Origin of the sequence: Microbacterium sp. PAMC22086 (assembly GCF_019443525.1) — a bacterium.
Classification (GTDB): domain Bacteria; phylum Actinomycetota; class Actinomycetes; order Actinomycetales; family Microbacteriaceae; genus Microbacterium; species Microbacterium maritypicum.
This window is the reverse complement of record NZ_CP080380.1, coordinates 1,367,302-1,382,770: the sequence shown is the minus strand read 5'-3', so window position 1 is coordinate 1,382,770 and position 15,469 is coordinate 1,367,302. Positions and strand designations below refer to the sequence as shown.

The window sequence follows — 15,469 nt, the reverse complement described above, 5'->3', positions numbered from 1 at the left end:
GAGGCGGCTGCACTCACCGCTCTGTACAATCTGGAATAGGTATTCGCCGAGGTGTACAAGAGACGAGGGTGCCGTGCCCGTCATCGCCCAACCGACGCTGCGCGCGCTGCTGCAGCGCCGCGACCTCGGCCTCTCCCTGATCCCCCGTGAAGCCGACGTCCCCGAAGGCGCGCTCGACCGCCCCCTGCGCTGGGTGCACAGCTCGGACCTCGCCGATCCGACCCCGTTCCTCTCCGAGGATCTGGCGCTGCTGACCACCGGAACCCAGTTCGACGACGCCGTGAGCATCGACACCTATGTCGGACGGCTCGCCGACCGCGGGGTGATCGGCCTCGGATTCGGCACCGAGGTGCATCGCTCCGGCATCCCCGAAGAGCTGGTCGACGCGTGCGCCACCCACGGCATGCCGCTGTTCGCGGTCCCCTACCGCACGCCATTCATCGCCGTCGCCCGCGCGCACTCCGAAGCCATCGCGGCCCAGGCCTACGCCCGACGATCCTGGGCTCTGGACACCCAGCGCGCCCTCGCCCTCGCGGCCCTTCGTCCGCACGGCCTCGATGCGACCATCGCCGAGCTCGGACGCCGGCTGGGCGTGTGGGCCGGGATGTTCGACGCCGCAGGCGCCCCGACCTTCTCGCACCCACGCGAGGGCATCGATGCCGGCGTGCTCGACGAGGTCGGAGACCGCGTGGTGGAGATCCTGACCCGCGGACTCGAGGCGGGGCAGTCGCTCAGCATCGAGGAGCACTCGTTCATGCTGTTCACGGTCGGTCGCGGCGGGCATCTGCGCGGTGTGATCGCCCTGGCCACCGACAGCCTCGACTCCGAAGCACGGTCGGTCGTGACCTCGGTGATCGCCATGGCCGGGCTGGCGCTGGAGCAGTCCGAGCAGCTCGCCCGGAGCCGCCGACGCCTGCACGCCCAGCTGCTCGGATCGCTCCTCACCGACGATCCCGCCCTCGCCAGGAGGGTTCTGGGCAGTCTCCCTCCGGCTCCCGTGCTGGTGGCCGTCGCCGCCGACGCACCGGCGGGCCCGCTCGCGGACTGGTGGGAGCGCCACCGCGCCGAGCACGGCACCTCGATCTTCCTCGCCGAGTCCGAAGACGGCGTCACGATGTGCGTGTCGGCCGGCGATGAAGGCCTGCTCGACGAGGTCGCCGCACGCTTCGGCATCCGCATCGGCGTCTCCGATTCCGAGGCCTACGACTCCTTCGCCCGCGCCCACGCGCAGGCGCTCACGGCGCTTCGTCAGCAGGGCACGCACGGGGTCGCCCGCTACGCCGACACCGTGGGCTCGAGCATCCTCACCGCGCTCGCGACCGACGAGGCCCGGCTGGTCGCCGAGTCCCGCCTCGCTCCGGTGCGCGAGCACGATGCCCGCACGGGAGCCGATCTCGAGCGGTCATTGCGCACCTGGCTGGAGCACGATGCGAAGGCGGAGTCCGCCGCGGTCGCGCTCGGGGTGCACCGACACACGCTGCGCTCGCGCATCGCCCACGCCGGCGCGCTGCTCGACATCGACCTGTCGACCTTCCCCGCCCGCGCCGAGCTCTGGACGATCCTGCAGACCGCCCGCGACTGAGGCGGGTCAGTCGGTGGCGCCCGGATGAGCCGTTCCGGTCGTCGGAGGCGGCGCGAGGTCAGGGTGAGGCCGGCGAGAAGGCGAGGAAGGCGCGGCAACGGGCGACGTCGTCCGCGGTCTGCGCGATCAACGCATCGACGCCGTCGAACTGCAGCGTCGGGCGGAGTCGCGCGACGAGGGTCACGAACAGGCGGCGGCCGTACAGGTCGAGATCCGCATCATGCAGGTGCACCTCGACCCGTCGCTCGCGGTCGCCGGCGAACGTCGGGTTCGTCCCGACGCTGACACTCGCCGCCCACGGCTGCGGATCATCGTCGATCCGCGTCCAGGCCGCGTAGATGCCGTCGCCGGGCGCCTCTGCGCCGTCGAGCGCCAGATTCGCCGTGGGGAAACCGAGGCCTCGGCCGCGACCGTCGCCCGGGACGACCACTCCGGCGATCGCCCCGAGCGGCGCAGTGCTCACGCGCTCTCGGGGGCGGCGATGGCGCGATAGCGGCTCTGATGGAAGACCAGCGGCTCGACATCGTCGAACAGGGTGATGTCGGCGATCTCGTACAGCGCGATCTCGTGATCGCCGCCGTCGAAGGTGCTGTGCAGGCGGCAGGTGAGCCAGAGTGCCGCGTCGGAGATCAGCACCGCACCACCGTCGGTGCGCTTCCACTCGTGACCACCGAAACGGTCGCCCTGTCGCGCTGAGAGCGAGCGGCTGAGCGGCTCATGGTGCGCGGCGAGCACGCTCATGCCGAGTTCCGGAACCGTGCGCAGTACAGGCCAGGTCTTCGACGTGCGCGCCGCGCTGATCGCGACGAGCGCGGGTTCGAGCGAGATCGAGGTGAAGGAGTTGACCGCCATCCCGACGGCGCGGTCATCGACGTGCGCGGCGAGAGCCACGACGCCGGTCGGGTACACCGAGAAGGCCCGGCGGAGGGCGAGGTCGCGCGGCAGGGCGTCGGTCACGGCAGTCGTCATTTCAGCTTCCTTTCGTTAGTCAACTTTGACTAGTTTTGATAATAGGCAATTTTGATCATGCAAACAACAGGAATCTGTGATGCCAGCCGTTAGCATGAGGGGCATGTCGACCACCCGCCTCGTCGTCCTCGGCGCCGTGAAGCAGTTCCAGCCCGTGCACGGGTACTTCCTCCGCCGAGAGCTCATGACCTGGCACGTCGACGAATGGGCGCACATCCAGCCCGGATCGATCTACAACGCGCTGCGCGCCCTCGAGGTCGACGGCTACATCGCCGAGAGCGGCACCGAGGCCGAGGGGAAGCGCCCCGCTCGCACGACCTACCGCATCACGCCAGCCGGCGAGGTGGAACTGCAGAGGATGCTGCGCGAGAACCTCTGGAACGTGGCGGCCTTCGACACCCAGGCCATCATGACGGTGGCCTCGTTCATGTTCGTCCTGAGCCGGCAGGAGGTGATCGCCGGCCTCGAGCATCGTCTCATCAAGAGCGACGCGATCATCACGCAGAACGGCTTCGACGTGCAGGACACCCTGCGCTCCGAGACGACGCCGAAGTACGTGCGGGAGATCTTCGACCTGTCCACAGCGCGCCTCACGGCCGAGAAGCAGTGGCTGCTCGATCTGCTGGAGCGCCTGCGCGGCGGTGAGTACACCTTCGCCGGTGAGACGGTCGAGGACGCGACGCCGGCCGACGCCGCACCCTCGAACTGACCTCAGCGCGACAGGACGAGCGCTGCGATCGACGCGGGCGAAAGCTCCGACGTCGTCGCTCCGCGATGCTGAGCCACGACGGCTCCGGCGGCGCAGGCTCGGACCAGAGCATGCTCGATCCTCTCCTCCTGGGAGAGCGCTGCGGCCAGCGCACCGCAGAAGGCATCGCCGGCACCTGTAGTGTCCACCGGATCGATCCGGAACGCATCGATGTGCAAGGGCTGTTCGCCCGTGCGATGCAGGGTCACTCCCCCGGCACCCTGCGTGAGCACGATGACCCGCGCTCCGGCTGCATGCAACCGGTCGATGCCGCCGAGCTCGGCGCACTCCGTCTCGTTCACGACCAGCACATCGACGTCGCCGAGCATCTCGATCGTCGCGACGTGTGCGGGAGCCGCGTTGAGGATCGTCAGCGCGCCCGCCGCTCGCCCCGCGCGCAGTGCGGCGGCTACGCTCGCGACGGGCACCTCCAGTTGAGCGAGCACGACCGCGGCTCCCTCGATGCCGGCGACGGCGTCGTCTGCGTCGAGCTCGGCGTTCGCGCCGGCCGCGACGATGATGCTGTTGTCGCCATCCTCGAACGCCAGCACGTGGGCGACGCCGGTCGGAGCGACGGCGCTGCGGCGCACGGCCGCCACCACTCCGGCATCCGCTAACGTCTGCTGCAGCACATCGGCCGCCTCATCCGCTCCGACGACGGCGCAGAACCGGGTCGGTGCCCCACTGCGTGCGCAGGCGACGGCCTGATTGAGCCCCTTGCCTCCGGAGAAGCGACCACCGGCCCGGCCCAACAGGGTCTCGCCGACGAGCGGGGGGCGCGAGACCTCGACCACGAGATCGAGGTTCGCGCTCCCCACCACGGCGACACCGGTGAGGGTGTCAGACACGCGACATCGTCCGCCGGTACTGCGAGCCCGTGTGCGAGTCGGCGAGCGCCGGCGTCGGCGTGCCGATCAGGCGCTCGCGCAGCGACTGCGGCTCCGATGAGGGCTCCACGATCGCCCCGCGCTCCTTGAGGATCGGCAGCACGTGCTCGATGAAGTCGACGGTCGATGCCGGCGGGATGACGGGGGCGAACAGGAATCCGTCGAGGTCGGCGCCGTCGGCGAGCTCGATCATCCGGTCCGCCACCTGCTCCGGGGTCCCCACGATCGGACGGGCGCCGACGCCGTGCGCGTGCCAGTCGCCGAGCACGTCGCCGACGGTCTTGTCGGCGAAGCGGGCGACCTGCGTCTGCGAGAGCTCGGTGCTGAGCTCCGACATCGGGGTGTGGGGCGCGTAGGCCGAGAGGTCGAGCCCGGTGAACCAGGCGTAGGAGGCCACCGTGACGTCGGGGTTCTGCGCGTCGGCCACCTCGGCGTACTTGCGTCGCGCCTCCTCCTCCGTGCTGCCGACGATCGCGGCGAAGGCCGACATGATCTTCACCTCGTCGGCCGCGCGGCCGTTCTTGACGGCCTCCTCGCGGATCGCGGAGGAGTGCGCGCGCAGCTGCTCGACCGAGCCGCTGCCGACGAAGATCGCCTCGCCGTGCTTGCCGCCGAACTCGCGGCCTGCGGGCGACGCGCCGGCCTGGAACAGCACCGGCGTGCCCTGCGGCGAGCGCGAGGTGTTCCCGTAGCCGTGCGAGCGGAAGTACGGGCCGTCGTGTGCGATGCGGTGCACTTTGGAGGGGTCGGCGAAGCGGCCGGACTTGTCCCGCTCCAGGGCGCCTTCCTCCCACGCCTGCTCCCAGAGCTTGTAGACGACCTGCATGAAGTCGTCGGCCATGAGGTAGCGCTCGTCGTGTCCGACCATGGGCACGCCGAAGCCCTGCACGGCGGTGTCGGCGGTTCCGGTGGTGACCACGTTCCAGCCGATGCGACCACCGGAGAGGATGTCCAGCGTCGCCATCCGACGGGCGAAGGAGTAGGGCGGCTCGAGCAGCGTCGATCCGGTGGCGACGAGTCCCAGCCGCGTGGTCTCGGGGATGAGGGCTGCGAGGATGATCGCGGGGTCGAGCCGCGGCAGGTCGAGACCCTCGACCGAGCAGATGTCGGGACGTTCGCCCGCGACGTCGGCCCAGCCCCAGGCATCCGCGAGGAAAAGGAAGTCGAACCCGGCGTCCTCGACCATGCGCGCGGTGTCGCGCCAGTACTCGAGCTTGTCGAACAGGTAGCGCCCGTTGTCGGGGTGCCGCCAGGTCGCGGTGCCGGAGTCGTTCGCCTGCGCGTTCTCGAAGAGGCCGAGACGCAGCGGCTTGACGGAGTTCTGATCGGTCATGTGCGGGTGCCTTCCTTGTGGGTGGTTCTGGGTGTTCTGGGGTGGTTCCGGGCACGCCGGAGGAACCCCGGGACGGGTGGGGGCGCCCGTCCCGGGAGGCGGGTGCCGCGTCAGCCCTTGGCCGTGACCTCGCCGTCGCTCCACCAGAGCACGCGCTTGCGCACCAGGGCGAGGACGATGATCAGGAGCACGCCGAGCAGGCACAGCAGGGCGATGCTGGCCCAGGTGACGGCGAGGTTCGCCTGCGCCGCAGAGGTCGTGACGAGCGAGCCGAGACCGGCCTGCTGTCCCGCCGCGACGAACTCGGCGACCGCCGCGCCGACCACCGCGAGCGGCAGGGCGATGCGGAGCCCTGCGAACACGTAGGGCATGCTGCCGGGGAAGCGCAGCTCGCGGAAGATCTCCCACCGCGAGGCGTGCAGCGTCTTGAAGACGTCGAGCGCCTTCTGGTCGACATCGCGCAGACCCGCCAGCGAGTTCACGAGCATCGGGAAGAAGACCACGAGCCCGGTCACGATGAACTTCGGCACCATGCCGAAGCCGAAGGCGACCACCAGCGCCGGGGCGATCGCCACGATCGGGGTCACCATCACGATGATCACGAGCGGCATCACGGCCCGCTCGATGATCTGGAACTCGGCCATGATCACGGCCAGCAGGAAGCCGGCCAGGATGCCGGCGGAGGCGCCGACCACGACCTCGAGCAGGGTGACGAGGAAGTTCGACCAGTACATGCCGGCATCGTCGACGAGGCTCGTGCCGATCGCCTCCAGCGTCGGGAGCACGTACGGGTTGGTCCAGGCCACGACCTGCCACAGCAGCGCGGCGATCACGAAGGTGATGAGGGTGGGTCCCCAGGATCCCCAGCGCAGCCACGGCGGGATGCCACGGCGCGGCTGGGCCTTCAGGCGGGCGGTCGCGAGGGTCGCGGTCGTGTCTCTCATCGTCAGCTCAGACATGGGCCTTCTCCGTCTGCGCGCGCAGCGCATCGCGCACGACTGCTTCCATCTCGCGGAACTCCTCCGTGGCATACGACTGCTCGTCGCGCGGCCGCGGCAGGTTCACGTCGATCACCTGAGCGATGCGCCCCGGGTGGGCTGCCATCACCACGATGCGGTCGGAGAGCATGATCGCCTCCGGCACCGAGTGCGTGACGAACATGACGGCCTTGCGGTTGGACTGCCAGAACTCCAGCAGGGCGATGCGCTGCAGGTCGCGGTTCATCTCGTCGAGGGCCGAGAACGGCTCGTCCATCAGCATGATGGCCGGGTCGAACACGAACGCCCTGGCGATCGCGGCACGCTGCTGCATGCCGCCGGAGAGCTGACCGGGGTACTTCTTCATCGCCTGTCCGAGTCCGAAGGTCGCCAAGAGCTCGGCGGGATCGCGCAGTGCGCGTCCGGAGTTCGCCTTGGCGTTGATGCGCACCGGCAGCTCGACGTTCTCGCGCACGGTCTTCCACGGCAGCAGCGCGGGCGACTGCGGCACGAGGCCGATCTTCTTGTCGCGCGAGGCCGCGGTGACGCTCTCGCCGTCGATCGTGACGGTGCCGGAGTCGGCGTGGAGAAGACCGGCGACGACCTTGAGCAGCGTGGACTTGCCGCAGCCGCTGGGGCCGATCACCGACACGAACTCGCCCATGCCGATCGTGAGGCTCACGTCGTCGAGCACCGTGACCTTGGCGCCGTCCGCCCCGAAGGACTTCGAGACGTTCCTGACCTCGACGCCTGCTCCCTGTGCGACCGACATCACTTCGCCGGCCATGTGAGGGTGTCACCGTCGTAGAGGTCGGCGACCAGGTCGGCGTCCATCATGTCCGCGATCGCCGGCAGGTTCTTGACGTCGCCGTACTTCTTCACGAGGGCGTACTCCGGCTCCCACATGGATTCGTTCTGCACGCCGGGGTTGCCGCCGGCGCTCTCACGCACCCACGCGGACTCGACCTCCCACGTGCGGGCCAGCTGGTCGCGCGGGAAAGCGGCGCCCTGGTTGTTGTCCTCGGCCAGCTTCGCGAGCTTGTCGATGCAGGCATCCGACTCGTCCAGGCAGTACTGCAGCGCCTTGAGGCTCGCGCGCATGAAATCGGCGGCGACCTCACGGTGCTCGTCGAGGAAGCGGGAGTTGACCTCCATCACGTTGTAGGTGCCCTCGACACCGAGGTCGGAGGGGAGGAACTCGCTGAACGGCAGTCCCTGCGCCTTGAGCGACTGCGGCTGGTTGGAGGCGTAGCCGACGATCGCGTCGACCTGCTCGCGCACCACGACGGTCGGGTCGTAGTTGGTCATCTTGACCATCTCGACCTTCGAGACGTCGACACCGGCCTCATCGAGCATGGCCGAGGCGATCGGGGTCAGATTGATGAAGTAACCGAGCGATCCGCCCTCGAGGTCCTTGAGGCTCTCGAGCCTCTCGTTGCCGAAGATCGAGAACGGCGGGGTGGTGCCGTAGGTGGCGACCGCCGTGAGGTTCTTGCTGTTCGCCGCGGCCAGCATCACATCGGATGCGGAGCCGAGGGCGGTGAACTGCGCCTGACCGGAGGCGACGAGCTGCTGCCCGTTCGCCCCGGAGGCGTTGATCTCCACATCCAGGCAGAGATCGTCGAAGTAGCCCAGCTCCTCGGCGAGGAACACGTCGAGCTGACCGGCGCTGGCGGAGTAGCCGTAGCCGGAGATGTAGGTGATGGTGCCGGCATCCTGATTCCGCTTGCAGGCGTCGGTGTCGCTCGCACTCGTGGGGGCGGTATCGCCGCCTGGCGTCTGCGCGGAGCATGCTCCGAGCGTCAGCGTGGCGGCGAGAACGCACGTCAGGGTGGCAGTGATGCGGAATCGGGTTTCCGCAGAGGAAGTAGCCATGAGGGTCCCTTCTCGGCCGTTCGTCATTGATGGCTCGATGAAAGTAACATAGTCAAGATTGACTAAGCAAGATCAAACTAACTTTTGACGAACGGCGGGAGCGGGCTCCCGCACTCAGCGAGGGACGTGCGCCTCCAGGAACTCATACACGTCGGTCGTGTCGACGCCGGGGAAGGCCCCGGTCGGCAGTGTCGCCAGCAGCGTGCGCGGAGTCTTCACGTTGGGCCAGGAGTTCTCGCGCCAGCGGTCCTCCAGGTCGGCAGGTGCCCGCCGGCAGCACACCTCGACCGAGTGCTTCGAGACGCCGCGGTGCGAGGTGTCGCGCCCTACGAACCACTTCGTGTCGTCGAAGCGCACCCCGACGCTCACCGAGTGCAGCCCCTCGCTCGAGGACTCGACCCGCGCCGTGCACCAGTACGTGCCGTTGCCGGTGTCGGTGTACTGGTAGTACGGGTTGAAGCGGTCATCCTCATCGAACACCACGCGCGAGGTCCACCGGCGACAGCACATCTGGCCTTCGATGGCCCCGAGGCGGTCGGTCGGGAAGTTCACGTCGTCGTTCTCGTACGCCTTGGTGATCGTGCCCGACTCGTGCACCTTGAGGAAGTGCACGGGGATGTCGAGGTGTCGTGTGGCGAGGTTGGTGAAGCGGTGCGCCGCCGTCTCGTACGACACCGAGTACGCATCGCGCAGGTCCTCGATCGAGATCGCCTTGCGCTGCTTGGCGTCCATCAGGACGGGGACGACATGCGCCTCCGGGATGAGGAGGGCACCCGTGAGGTAGTTGGTCTCCACGCGCTGCCGCAGGAACTCGGCATAGCTGCGCGGTTCGGAGTGTCCGAGGATACGGCTCGAGAGCGCCTGCAGCACCGCGGTGCGGGCATCGCCCTTCGCTGGCACGCTGCTCGACAGGTAGAGCCGGCCGTTCGCGAGGTCCGCGACACTGCGCGTGGTCTGCGGCAGGTCGGGGGCGTAGTGCAGGGTGAAGCCCAGATGCGCCGCGATCTCGGACGCCGTGCGCTGCGTCAGAGGACCGCCCGGATGGCCGACCGCGGCCAGGATCTCGGCGGCCTTCGCCTCGAGATCGGCGAAGTGGTTGTCCTGTCGCCGCATGAGGTGCCGCAGCTCGACGTTGGCCCGCCTCGCCTCCTCCGGCGTCGCGGCCCGCTCATCCTTGAGCCGATCGATCTCGCCGTGCAGGGCGAGCAGGGCCTTCAGAGCATCCGTCGGCAGGCTCTTCGCGATACGGAACGGCTCGATGCCCAGCGCCTGGAACGTCTGGCCCTTCATCGCCCGCTCGAGGGCGATCTCGACCGCGCTGCGCTCATCGAGCGGCTCACCTTCCAGCAGCGCATCGATCGTGACCCCGAGCACGCGGGCGATCGCCTGCAGCTGCGTGAGCTTGGGCTCGCGCTTGCCGGTCTCGATCATCGACATCTGACTGGGCGCCCGATCGACGGCGGCGGCCAGGTCGTCGAGGGTCATCCCCTTCGCCGTACGGAGCTGGCGGATGCGCCGGCCGATCGTGAGGGCGTCGGTCTCTTTTGCAGCGTCGATGGTGCTCATGCGGCCGATTCTGTCACAGAAACAGAATTTTGCCCGATCTTCGCTCCCAGATCGGTCGCTGGGGCTTCCGAACTTCACGCACAGTGGAACCACGCCACACCGGCACAACCGCCGGATCCACCGAGGAGACACCATGACGAACACCGCCCACACCCCGACGCCCCGCCCCGCCGGTCTGCGAGCCGGCGACCAGGTTCAGACGGCCGCCGAGCTCCAGGAGATCTGGGACACCGACCCGCGCTGGGACGGCGTCGAGCGCACCTACTCGGCAGAAGACGTCATCCGCATCCGCGGCTCGGTCCGCGAAGAGGCCACGCTCGCCCACCGCGGCGCCGACAACCTCTGGAACCTCCTGCACACCGAGGACTACGTCCGGGCGCTCGGCGCGTACACCGGGGGCCAGGCCGTGCAGCAGGTGCGGGCGGGACTGAAGGCCATCTACCTGTCCGGATGGCAGGTCGCCGCCGACGGCAACCTCGCCGGTCAGACCTACCCTGACCAGTCGCTGTACCCCGCCAACTCCGTGCCGGCCGTCGTGCGTCGCATCAACAACGCCCTCATCCGCCAGGACCAGCTGGAGCACGCCGAAGGCGAGACCACACAGGACTGGCTCGCACCGATCGTCGCCGACGCGGAGGCCGGTTTCGGCGGACCGCTGAACGCCTACGAGCTCGCGCAGTCGCTCATCCAGTCCGGTGCCGCGGGCATCCACTGGGAAGACCAGCTGGCCAGCGAGAAGAAGTGCGGCCACCTCGGCGGCAAGGTGCTCGTGCCCACGCAGCAGCACATCCGCACCCTGAACGCCGCTCGCCTCGCGGCCGACGTGGCGGGAGTGCCGACCGTCATCATCGCCCGCACGGATGCCCTCGCCGCCGACCTGCTCACCAGCGACGTCGACGAGCGGGACCAGCAGTTCACCACCGGCGAGCGCACCACGGAAGGGTTCTACCGGATCCGTCCCGGCATCGAGTCGGTCATCAGCCGCGGACTCGCCTTCGCCCCCTACGCGGACCTGCTGTGGGTCGAGACGGGAGAGCCGGACATCGAGCTCGCTCGCAACTTCGCCGCGGCGATCCACGCCGAGTTCCCCGGCAAGCTCCTGGCCTACAACTGCTCGCCGAGCTTCAACTGGAAGAAGCACCTGTCGGACACCGAGATCGCGACGTTCCAGCAGGAGCTGGCCGACCTGGGCTACAAGTTCCAGTTCATCACCCTGGCCGGCTTCCACGCCCTGAACTACTCGATGTTCGACCTCGCCCGCGGCTACGCCGATCGCGCCATGACCGCCTATGTCGAGCTGCAGGAAGCCGAGTTCGCCGCGGAAGCAGACGGGTACACCGCCACCAAGCACCAGCGCGAGGCGGGCACCGGCTACTTCGACGTCATCTCCACCGCGCTCAACCCCGACAGCGCGACGCTCGCCCTCGCCGGCTCCACCGAAGCCGCGCAGTTCCACTGATCCCCACTTTCTCGTCCCCGTCTCGCCGACACCCATCGGCGCCGTCGAGACCCACCGCCGCGATCGCCTGCAGCGATGGGTCTCGACGACCACCGTGGGTCTCGACGGAGCCGAAGGGGACCACCACGCAAAGGACTCACGATCATGACCACTCCCACCACCACGGCTCCGATCCAGACGACCCAGCAGGGTCCCGCGATCGAGGTCACCGGCCCCCTCCGCGACCGCTACGAGGAGATCCTGACCCCGTCGGCGCTCACTTTCCTCACCGAGCTGCACCACCGATTCGCCGCGCGTCGCCACGACCGTCTGGCCGACCGGATGCGTCGCCGCTTCGAGATCGGCAACGGGCACGACCCCCAGTTCCGCGACGACACGGCACACATCCGTGAGGATCGGGACTGGCGGGTGGCCGGCGCCGGCCCCGGACTCGAGGACCGTCGCGTCGAGATCACCGGGCCGACCGACCCGAAGATGACGATCAATGCGCTGAACTCCGGCGCGCGGGTGTGGCTCGCCGACCAGGAGGATGCCACGAGCCCCACCTGGAAGAACGTGATCGAGGGGCAGCTGTCCCTGCGCGATGCGATCCGCGGCGAGCTGTCGTTCACCTCGCCGGAAGGCAAGGAATACCGCGTCACGGCGGAGCGCACACCCACGATCGTGATGCGCCCTCGCGGCTGGCACCTGCCCGAGAAGCACATCGCCTTCGTCGACCGCGCCGGTCGTCGCACGTCGGCATCGGGATCGCTGGTCGACTTCGGCCTCTACTTCCTGCACAACGCGCAGGCGCTGATCGACGGCGGCCGCGGGCCGTACTTCTACATCGCCAAGATCGAGTCGAGCGAGGAGGCGAAGCTGTGGGACGACGTCTTCTCGTTCAGCGAGGAGTACATCGGCATCCCGCACGGCACGATCCGCGCGACCGTGCTGATCGAGACCCTGCCGGCCGCCTTCGAGATGGACGAGATCCTCTACGAGCTGCGCGACCACTGCGCGGGACTGAACGCCGGCCGCTGGGACTACATCTTCTCGATCATCAAGAACTACCGCGGCCGCGGGGCGCGCTTCGTGCTCCCCGACCGCAGCGAGGTCACGATGACGGTGCCGTTCATGCGGGCGTACACCGACCTGCTCGTGCAGACCTGCCACAAGCGGGGCGCCTTCGCGATCGGTGGCATGAGCGCGTTCATCCCGAACCGGCGCGACCCCGAGGTGACGGCGCGCGCGATCGAGAAGGTCACCGCCGACAAGAAGCGCGAGGCCGGCGACGGCTTCGACGGCACCTGGGTGGCGCACCCCGACCTGATCCCCACCGCCCAGGCGGAGTTCGACGCCGTGCTGGGCGACCGCCCCAACCAGGTCGACCGGCAGCGCGACGATGTTCACGTCGAGGCCCGCGACCTGCTCGACCTGCACATCGGTCGACCGATCACCGCGCAGGGCGTACGGGACAACGTGTCCGTCGCCATCCGCTACCTGGAGGCCTGGCTGCGCGGACTCGGCGCCGTGGCGATCGACAACCTGATGGAGGATGCCGCGACCGCCGAGATCAGCCGCTCGCAGGTGTGGCAGTGGATCCACCAGGACCGCACCACGCAGGACGGCACCCCCATCACGGCTGAGTACGTCGAGGATCTGATCACCCAGGTGCTCGCACAGGCGACGCGCACCCACGGCGACAGGTACGACGACGCGGCGGAGATCTTCCGTGAGGTCGCCCTGCGGGAGGAGTTCCCCACGTTCCTCACGCTGGGCGCCTACAGCCGGTTCCTGGTCGACGAGGACTGAGCGCGCGAAGGAGCCCTCGGGCCGCGGCCGACGCCGTGACCGAGGGCTCTTTCGTGCGCGGAGCCGGTGCCACCGCACGGGCGTAGCCTGGGGGCATGACCGACGTCTGGGCGGATATCTCCTCCGAGTTCCTGCACTTCTACCCGCGCGGCCGGCGCCTGCTCGCGGTGGCCGGGGCGAATGCCGAGCGCTCGCGGCAGGCGGCAGATGACCTCCTGTCCGCGCTGACGGCCTCTGGGCAGCAGGTCATCCGCGAGCACTCGCCGGACGGTGACGAGGTCGAGCTCCGTGACGCGGTCACCGCGTTCCGCGAGGGTCCGAAGAGCGACGACATCCTGCTCGTCTCGGGGCCGTACGCGCTGCTCGGCGGGCGCGCCAGAGGCATGTGGAACTACGCGGTGTGGCAGTTGGCGGGCGATGAGCCGCCGCACACCGTCGCGGGTTCGATCGTCGATGTGACCGACCCCGCGCATCCGGCCCGTCGGTTCGCCGACTATTGCGCACTGCCCTCCTCCTACGGCGCCTGACCCGCAGCGGCTCCCCGCCTCAGCGGAACGAAGCGGCCACCGAGTTGCGGTGGTAGTCGAACACGATGCTCGTGCGGGTCGAGGCGACGCTGCTCTGCGCCGAGAGGTGCTCGAGCACGAATTCGCGCATCTCGGATGAGTCGGCGACCGCGATGTGCAGCAGGAAGTCGTCGTCGCCGCCGAGGAAGAACAGCTGGATCACCGGAGGCAGCACGCGCACGCGATCCGCGAACTCGACGATGCTCTCCCGCCGTCCGCTCGGACGCAGCGTGACGCCGATAATCGCCTGCAGCCCTGCGCCCAGCATCCGCTCGTCCACACTCGCGTGGAAACCCGTGATCACGCCGCGGTCCACGAGGGCGCGCAGCCGGGTGTGCGCCGTCGAGGGCGCGACGCCGAGACGTGCGGCGAGCTCGGCATTCGTCATACGCCCGTCGGCCGTGAGCAGCTGCACGATCCTGGCATCGATCGCATCCAGGGCCGGTGCCCGAACGGTGTTCGGCTCCGGGGCCTGTGAGGTCGTCTCCATACGAAGCATTATTCAGGATTTCCGCTTCATACGAATCATCTTCACCGATTCTGTTGTTCTGTCGATGTTTCTGCGATCCTGGGTGCCGCACCGCATCACACCTGGAGGATCAATGAAGATCGGCGTCCCCACCGAGGTCAAGAACAACGAGAACCGCGTCTCCCTCACCCCCGCCGGCGCCGACCGTCTGGTGCGCGAGGGCCACCGGGTGCTCGTGCAGTCCGGCGCCGGGCTCGGCTCGCGCATCACGGACGACGACTACCGCGCGGCCGGCGCCGAGATCGTCGCGACCGCCGCCGACGCGTGGGGCGAGGCCGATATGGTCATCAAGGTCAAGGAGCCGATCGCCCAGGAGTACGGCTTCCTGCGCGACGATCTCACCCTCTTCACCTACCTGCACCTCGCCGCCGACCGTGCGCTCACCACCGCGCTCGTCGAGGCGGGAACCACCGCCGTCGCCTACGAGACGGTGCAGCTGCCCGACCGCAGTCTGCCGCTGCTCGTGCCGATGAGCGAGATCGCCGGGCGTCTCTCGGTCACCATGGGCTCGTACTCACTGCTGCGCTCGCAGGGCGGTCGCGGCATGCTGCTCGGCGGTATCGCCGGCACGCCGCGCGCCAAGACCGTCGTGATCGGCGGCGGTGTCGCGGGAGAGCACGCCGCGGCGAACGCGCTCGGGCTCGGCTCGAAGGTGACGGTGATCGACGTCGCCCTGCCGCGCCTGCGCGAGCTCGAGCACCGCTACGGCGGCGCCCTCGAGACGCGCGCGTCGAGCCGCTACGACATCGCCGAGGAGCTCAAGACCGCCGACCTCGTGATCGGCTCCGTGCTGATCCCGGGAGCTGCGGCCCCCAAGCTCGTGACCGACGACATGGTCGCCGCGATGAAGCCGGGCTCCGTGCTCGTCGACATCGCCATCGACCAGGGCGGATGCTTCGAGGGCTCGCGCCCCACGACCCACGACGACCCCACGTTCGCGGTGCACGACTCCATCTACTACTGCGTCGCGAACATGCCGGGCGCGGTTCCCGAGACGGCGACCCGTGCCCTGACCAACGCGACCCTCCCCTATGTCTCGGCGATCGCCGGGAAGGGCTGGGAGCGCGCGGCGTCCGAAGACGCGGCACTGGCTGCGGGTCTGAACGTGCAGGGCGGGCGCATCACGCTCGCGGCCGTCGCGCAGGCTCACGGTCTCGACGCCGGCTGACCTTCCGCACCCGAAAGAA

At 69.0% G+C, this 15,469-nt stretch carries 15 protein-coding genes; 6 read left to right on the top strand and 9 right to left on the bottom strand.

Translation table 11 applies throughout. The features are described from left to right. The first annotated feature begins 73 nt into the window (after positions 1–73). Positions 74–1,582 carry a PucR family transcriptional regulator gene (locus tag KY497_RS06980; RefSeq protein WP_055874094.1) on the top strand — a complete coding sequence of 503 codons (1,509 nt, stop codon included), beginning with the start codon at positions 74–76 and terminating at the stop codon, positions 1,580–1,582. Positions 1,583–1,640: 58 nt separating this feature from the next. On the opposite strand, the gene KY497_RS06975 is transcribed toward KY497_RS06980, so the two are convergent. Both KY497_RS06975 and KY497_RS06970 read right to left on the bottom strand, forming a co-directional pair. Beyond that, positions 1,641–2,045, bottom strand: coding sequence for a riboflavin kinase (locus tag KY497_RS06975; protein WP_219870152.1), 405 nt, complete (start codon positions 2,043–2,045; stop codon positions 1,641–1,643). Further along, positions 2,042–2,551: a flavin reductase family protein gene (locus KY497_RS06970; RefSeq protein WP_218683219.1), complete on the bottom strand. Its 510-nt coding sequence runs from the start codon at positions 2,549–2,551 to the stop codon at positions 2,042–2,044. The genes KY497_RS06975 and KY497_RS06970 overlap by 4 nt, the downstream gene beginning before the upstream one ends. 103 nt (positions 2,552–2,654) lie before the next feature. Here KY497_RS06970 and KY497_RS06965 point away from each other — a divergent pair, with 103 nt between their 5' ends. Further along, entirely contained in the window at positions 2,655–3,260 is a 606-nt protein-coding gene (locus KY497_RS06965; RefSeq protein ID WP_141385788.1) for a PadR family transcriptional regulator, read from the top strand. Positions 3,261–3,262: 2 nt separating this feature from the next. On the opposite strand, the gene KY497_RS06960 is transcribed toward KY497_RS06965, so the two are convergent. From KY497_RS06960 to KY497_RS06935, 6 genes are all read right to left on the bottom strand, one after another. Then, complete coding sequence (locus KY497_RS06960) at positions 3,263–4,147, bottom strand: ribokinase (RefSeq protein WP_219870151.1); 885 nt, start codon at positions 4,145–4,147, stop codon at positions 3,263–3,265. Further along, positions 4,140–5,519 carry an NtaA/DmoA family FMN-dependent monooxygenase gene (locus KY497_RS06955; RefSeq protein WP_017829163.1) on the bottom strand — a complete coding sequence of 460 codons (1,380 nt, stop codon included), beginning with the start codon at positions 5,517–5,519 and terminating at the stop codon, positions 4,140–4,142. The genes KY497_RS06960 and KY497_RS06955 overlap by 8 nt, the downstream gene beginning before the upstream one ends. 110 nt (positions 5,520–5,629) lie before the next feature. Further along, entirely contained in the window at positions 5,630–6,478 is an 849-nt protein-coding gene (locus KY497_RS06950; RefSeq protein WP_055865526.1) for an ABC transporter permease, read from the bottom strand. Further along, entirely contained in the window at positions 6,471–7,283 is an 813-nt protein-coding gene (locus KY497_RS06945) for an ABC transporter ATP-binding protein (protein ID WP_258185944.1), read from the bottom strand. Before KY497_RS06945 ends, KY497_RS06950 begins: the two co-directional genes overlap by 8 nt. Continuing rightward, positions 7,268–8,371, bottom strand: coding sequence for an ABC transporter substrate-binding protein (locus KY497_RS06940; protein WP_235562452.1), 1,104 nt, complete (start codon positions 8,369–8,371; stop codon positions 7,268–7,270). Before KY497_RS06940 ends, KY497_RS06945 begins: the two co-directional genes overlap by 16 nt. A 114-nt stretch (positions 8,372–8,485) precedes the next feature. Then, positions 8,486–9,937 (bottom strand): helix-turn-helix domain-containing protein, encoded by a 1,452-nt coding sequence (locus KY497_RS06935; RefSeq protein ID WP_219870150.1) that lies wholly within the window; start codon positions 9,935–9,937, stop codon positions 8,486–8,488. Positions 9,938–10,070: 133 nt separating this feature from the next. On the opposite strand from KY497_RS06935, the gene aceA reads away from it, so the two are divergent. The 3 genes from aceA (at position 10,071) to KY497_RS06920 (ending at position 13,714) form a co-directional block, all read left to right on the top strand. Next, positions 10,071–11,396, top strand: a complete 1,326-nt coding sequence (gene aceA / locus KY497_RS06930) for an isocitrate lyase (protein ID WP_141385782.1) — start codon at positions 10,071–10,073, stop codon at positions 11,394–11,396. Between the two features lie 144 nt (positions 11,397–11,540). Next, on the top strand, positions 11,541–13,187 hold the full coding sequence (gene aceB / locus KY497_RS06925; protein ID WP_219870149.1) for a malate synthase A: 1,647 nt from the start codon (positions 11,541–11,543) through the stop codon (positions 13,185–13,187). Between the two features lie 95 nt (positions 13,188–13,282). Further along, positions 13,283–13,714 (top strand): hypothetical protein, encoded by a 432-nt coding sequence (locus KY497_RS06920; RefSeq protein ID WP_219870148.1) that lies wholly within the window; start codon positions 13,283–13,285, stop codon positions 13,712–13,714. Positions 13,715–13,733: 19 nt separating this feature from the next. Here the strand turns inward: KY497_RS06920 and KY497_RS06915 are convergent, their stop codons facing one another. Next, on the bottom strand, positions 13,734–14,252 hold the full coding sequence (locus KY497_RS06915) for an Lrp/AsnC family transcriptional regulator (RefSeq protein ID WP_017829172.1): 519 nt from the start codon (positions 14,250–14,252) through the stop codon (positions 13,734–13,736). A gap of 103 nt (positions 14,253–14,355) precedes the next feature. Between KY497_RS06915 and ald the strand changes: the two genes are divergently transcribed. Then, positions 14,356–15,450 (top strand): alanine dehydrogenase, encoded by a 1,095-nt coding sequence (ald, locus tag KY497_RS06910; RefSeq protein WP_127482914.1) that lies wholly within the window; start codon positions 14,356–14,358, stop codon positions 15,448–15,450. Positions 15,451–15,469: the final 19 nt, after the last annotated feature.

Excerpts from the sequence above, each read along its gene's own strand:
- KY497_RS06970 (WP_218683219.1), bottom strand. The coding sequence starts at position 2,551 with ATGACGACTGCCGTGACCGACGCCCTGCCGCGCGACCTCGCCCTCCGC.
- KY497_RS06935 (WP_219870150.1), bottom strand. The coding sequence starts at position 9,937 with ATGAGCACCATCGACGCTGCAAAAGAGACCGACGCCCTCACGATCGGC.
- KY497_RS06945 (WP_258185944.1), bottom strand. The coding sequence starts at position 7,283 with ATGGCCGGCGAAGTGATGTCGGTCGCACAGGGAGCAGGCGTCGAGGTC.
- KY497_RS06920 (WP_219870148.1), top strand. The coding sequence starts at position 13,283 with ATGACCGACGTCTGGGCGGATATCTCCTCCGAGTTCCTGCACTTCTAC.
- aceB (WP_219870149.1), top strand. The coding sequence starts at position 11,541 with ATGACCACTCCCACCACCACGGCTCCGATCCAGACGACCCAGCAGGGT.
- KY497_RS06955 (WP_017829163.1), bottom strand. The coding sequence starts at position 5,519 with ATGACCGATCAGAACTCCGTCAAGCCGCTGCGTCTCGGCCTCTTCGAG.
- KY497_RS06915 (WP_017829172.1), bottom strand. The coding sequence starts at position 14,252 with ATGCTTCGTATGGAGACGACCTCACAGGCCCCGGAGCCGAACACCGTT.
- KY497_RS06940 (WP_235562452.1), bottom strand. The coding sequence starts at position 8,371 with ATGGCTACTTCCTCTGCGGAAACCCGATTCCGCATCACTGCCACCCTG.
- KY497_RS06965 (WP_141385788.1), top strand. The coding sequence starts at position 2,655 with ATGTCGACCACCCGCCTCGTCGTCCTCGGCGCCGTGAAGCAGTTCCAG.
- ald (WP_127482914.1), top strand. The coding sequence starts at position 14,356 with ATGAAGATCGGCGTCCCCACCGAGGTCAAGAACAACGAGAACCGCGTC.
- aceA (WP_141385782.1), top strand. The coding sequence starts at position 10,071 with ATGACGAACACCGCCCACACCCCGACGCCCCGCCCCGCCGGTCTGCGA.
- KY497_RS06950 (WP_055865526.1), bottom strand. The coding sequence starts at position 6,478 with ATGTCTGAGCTGACGATGAGAGACACGACCGCGACCCTCGCGACCGCC.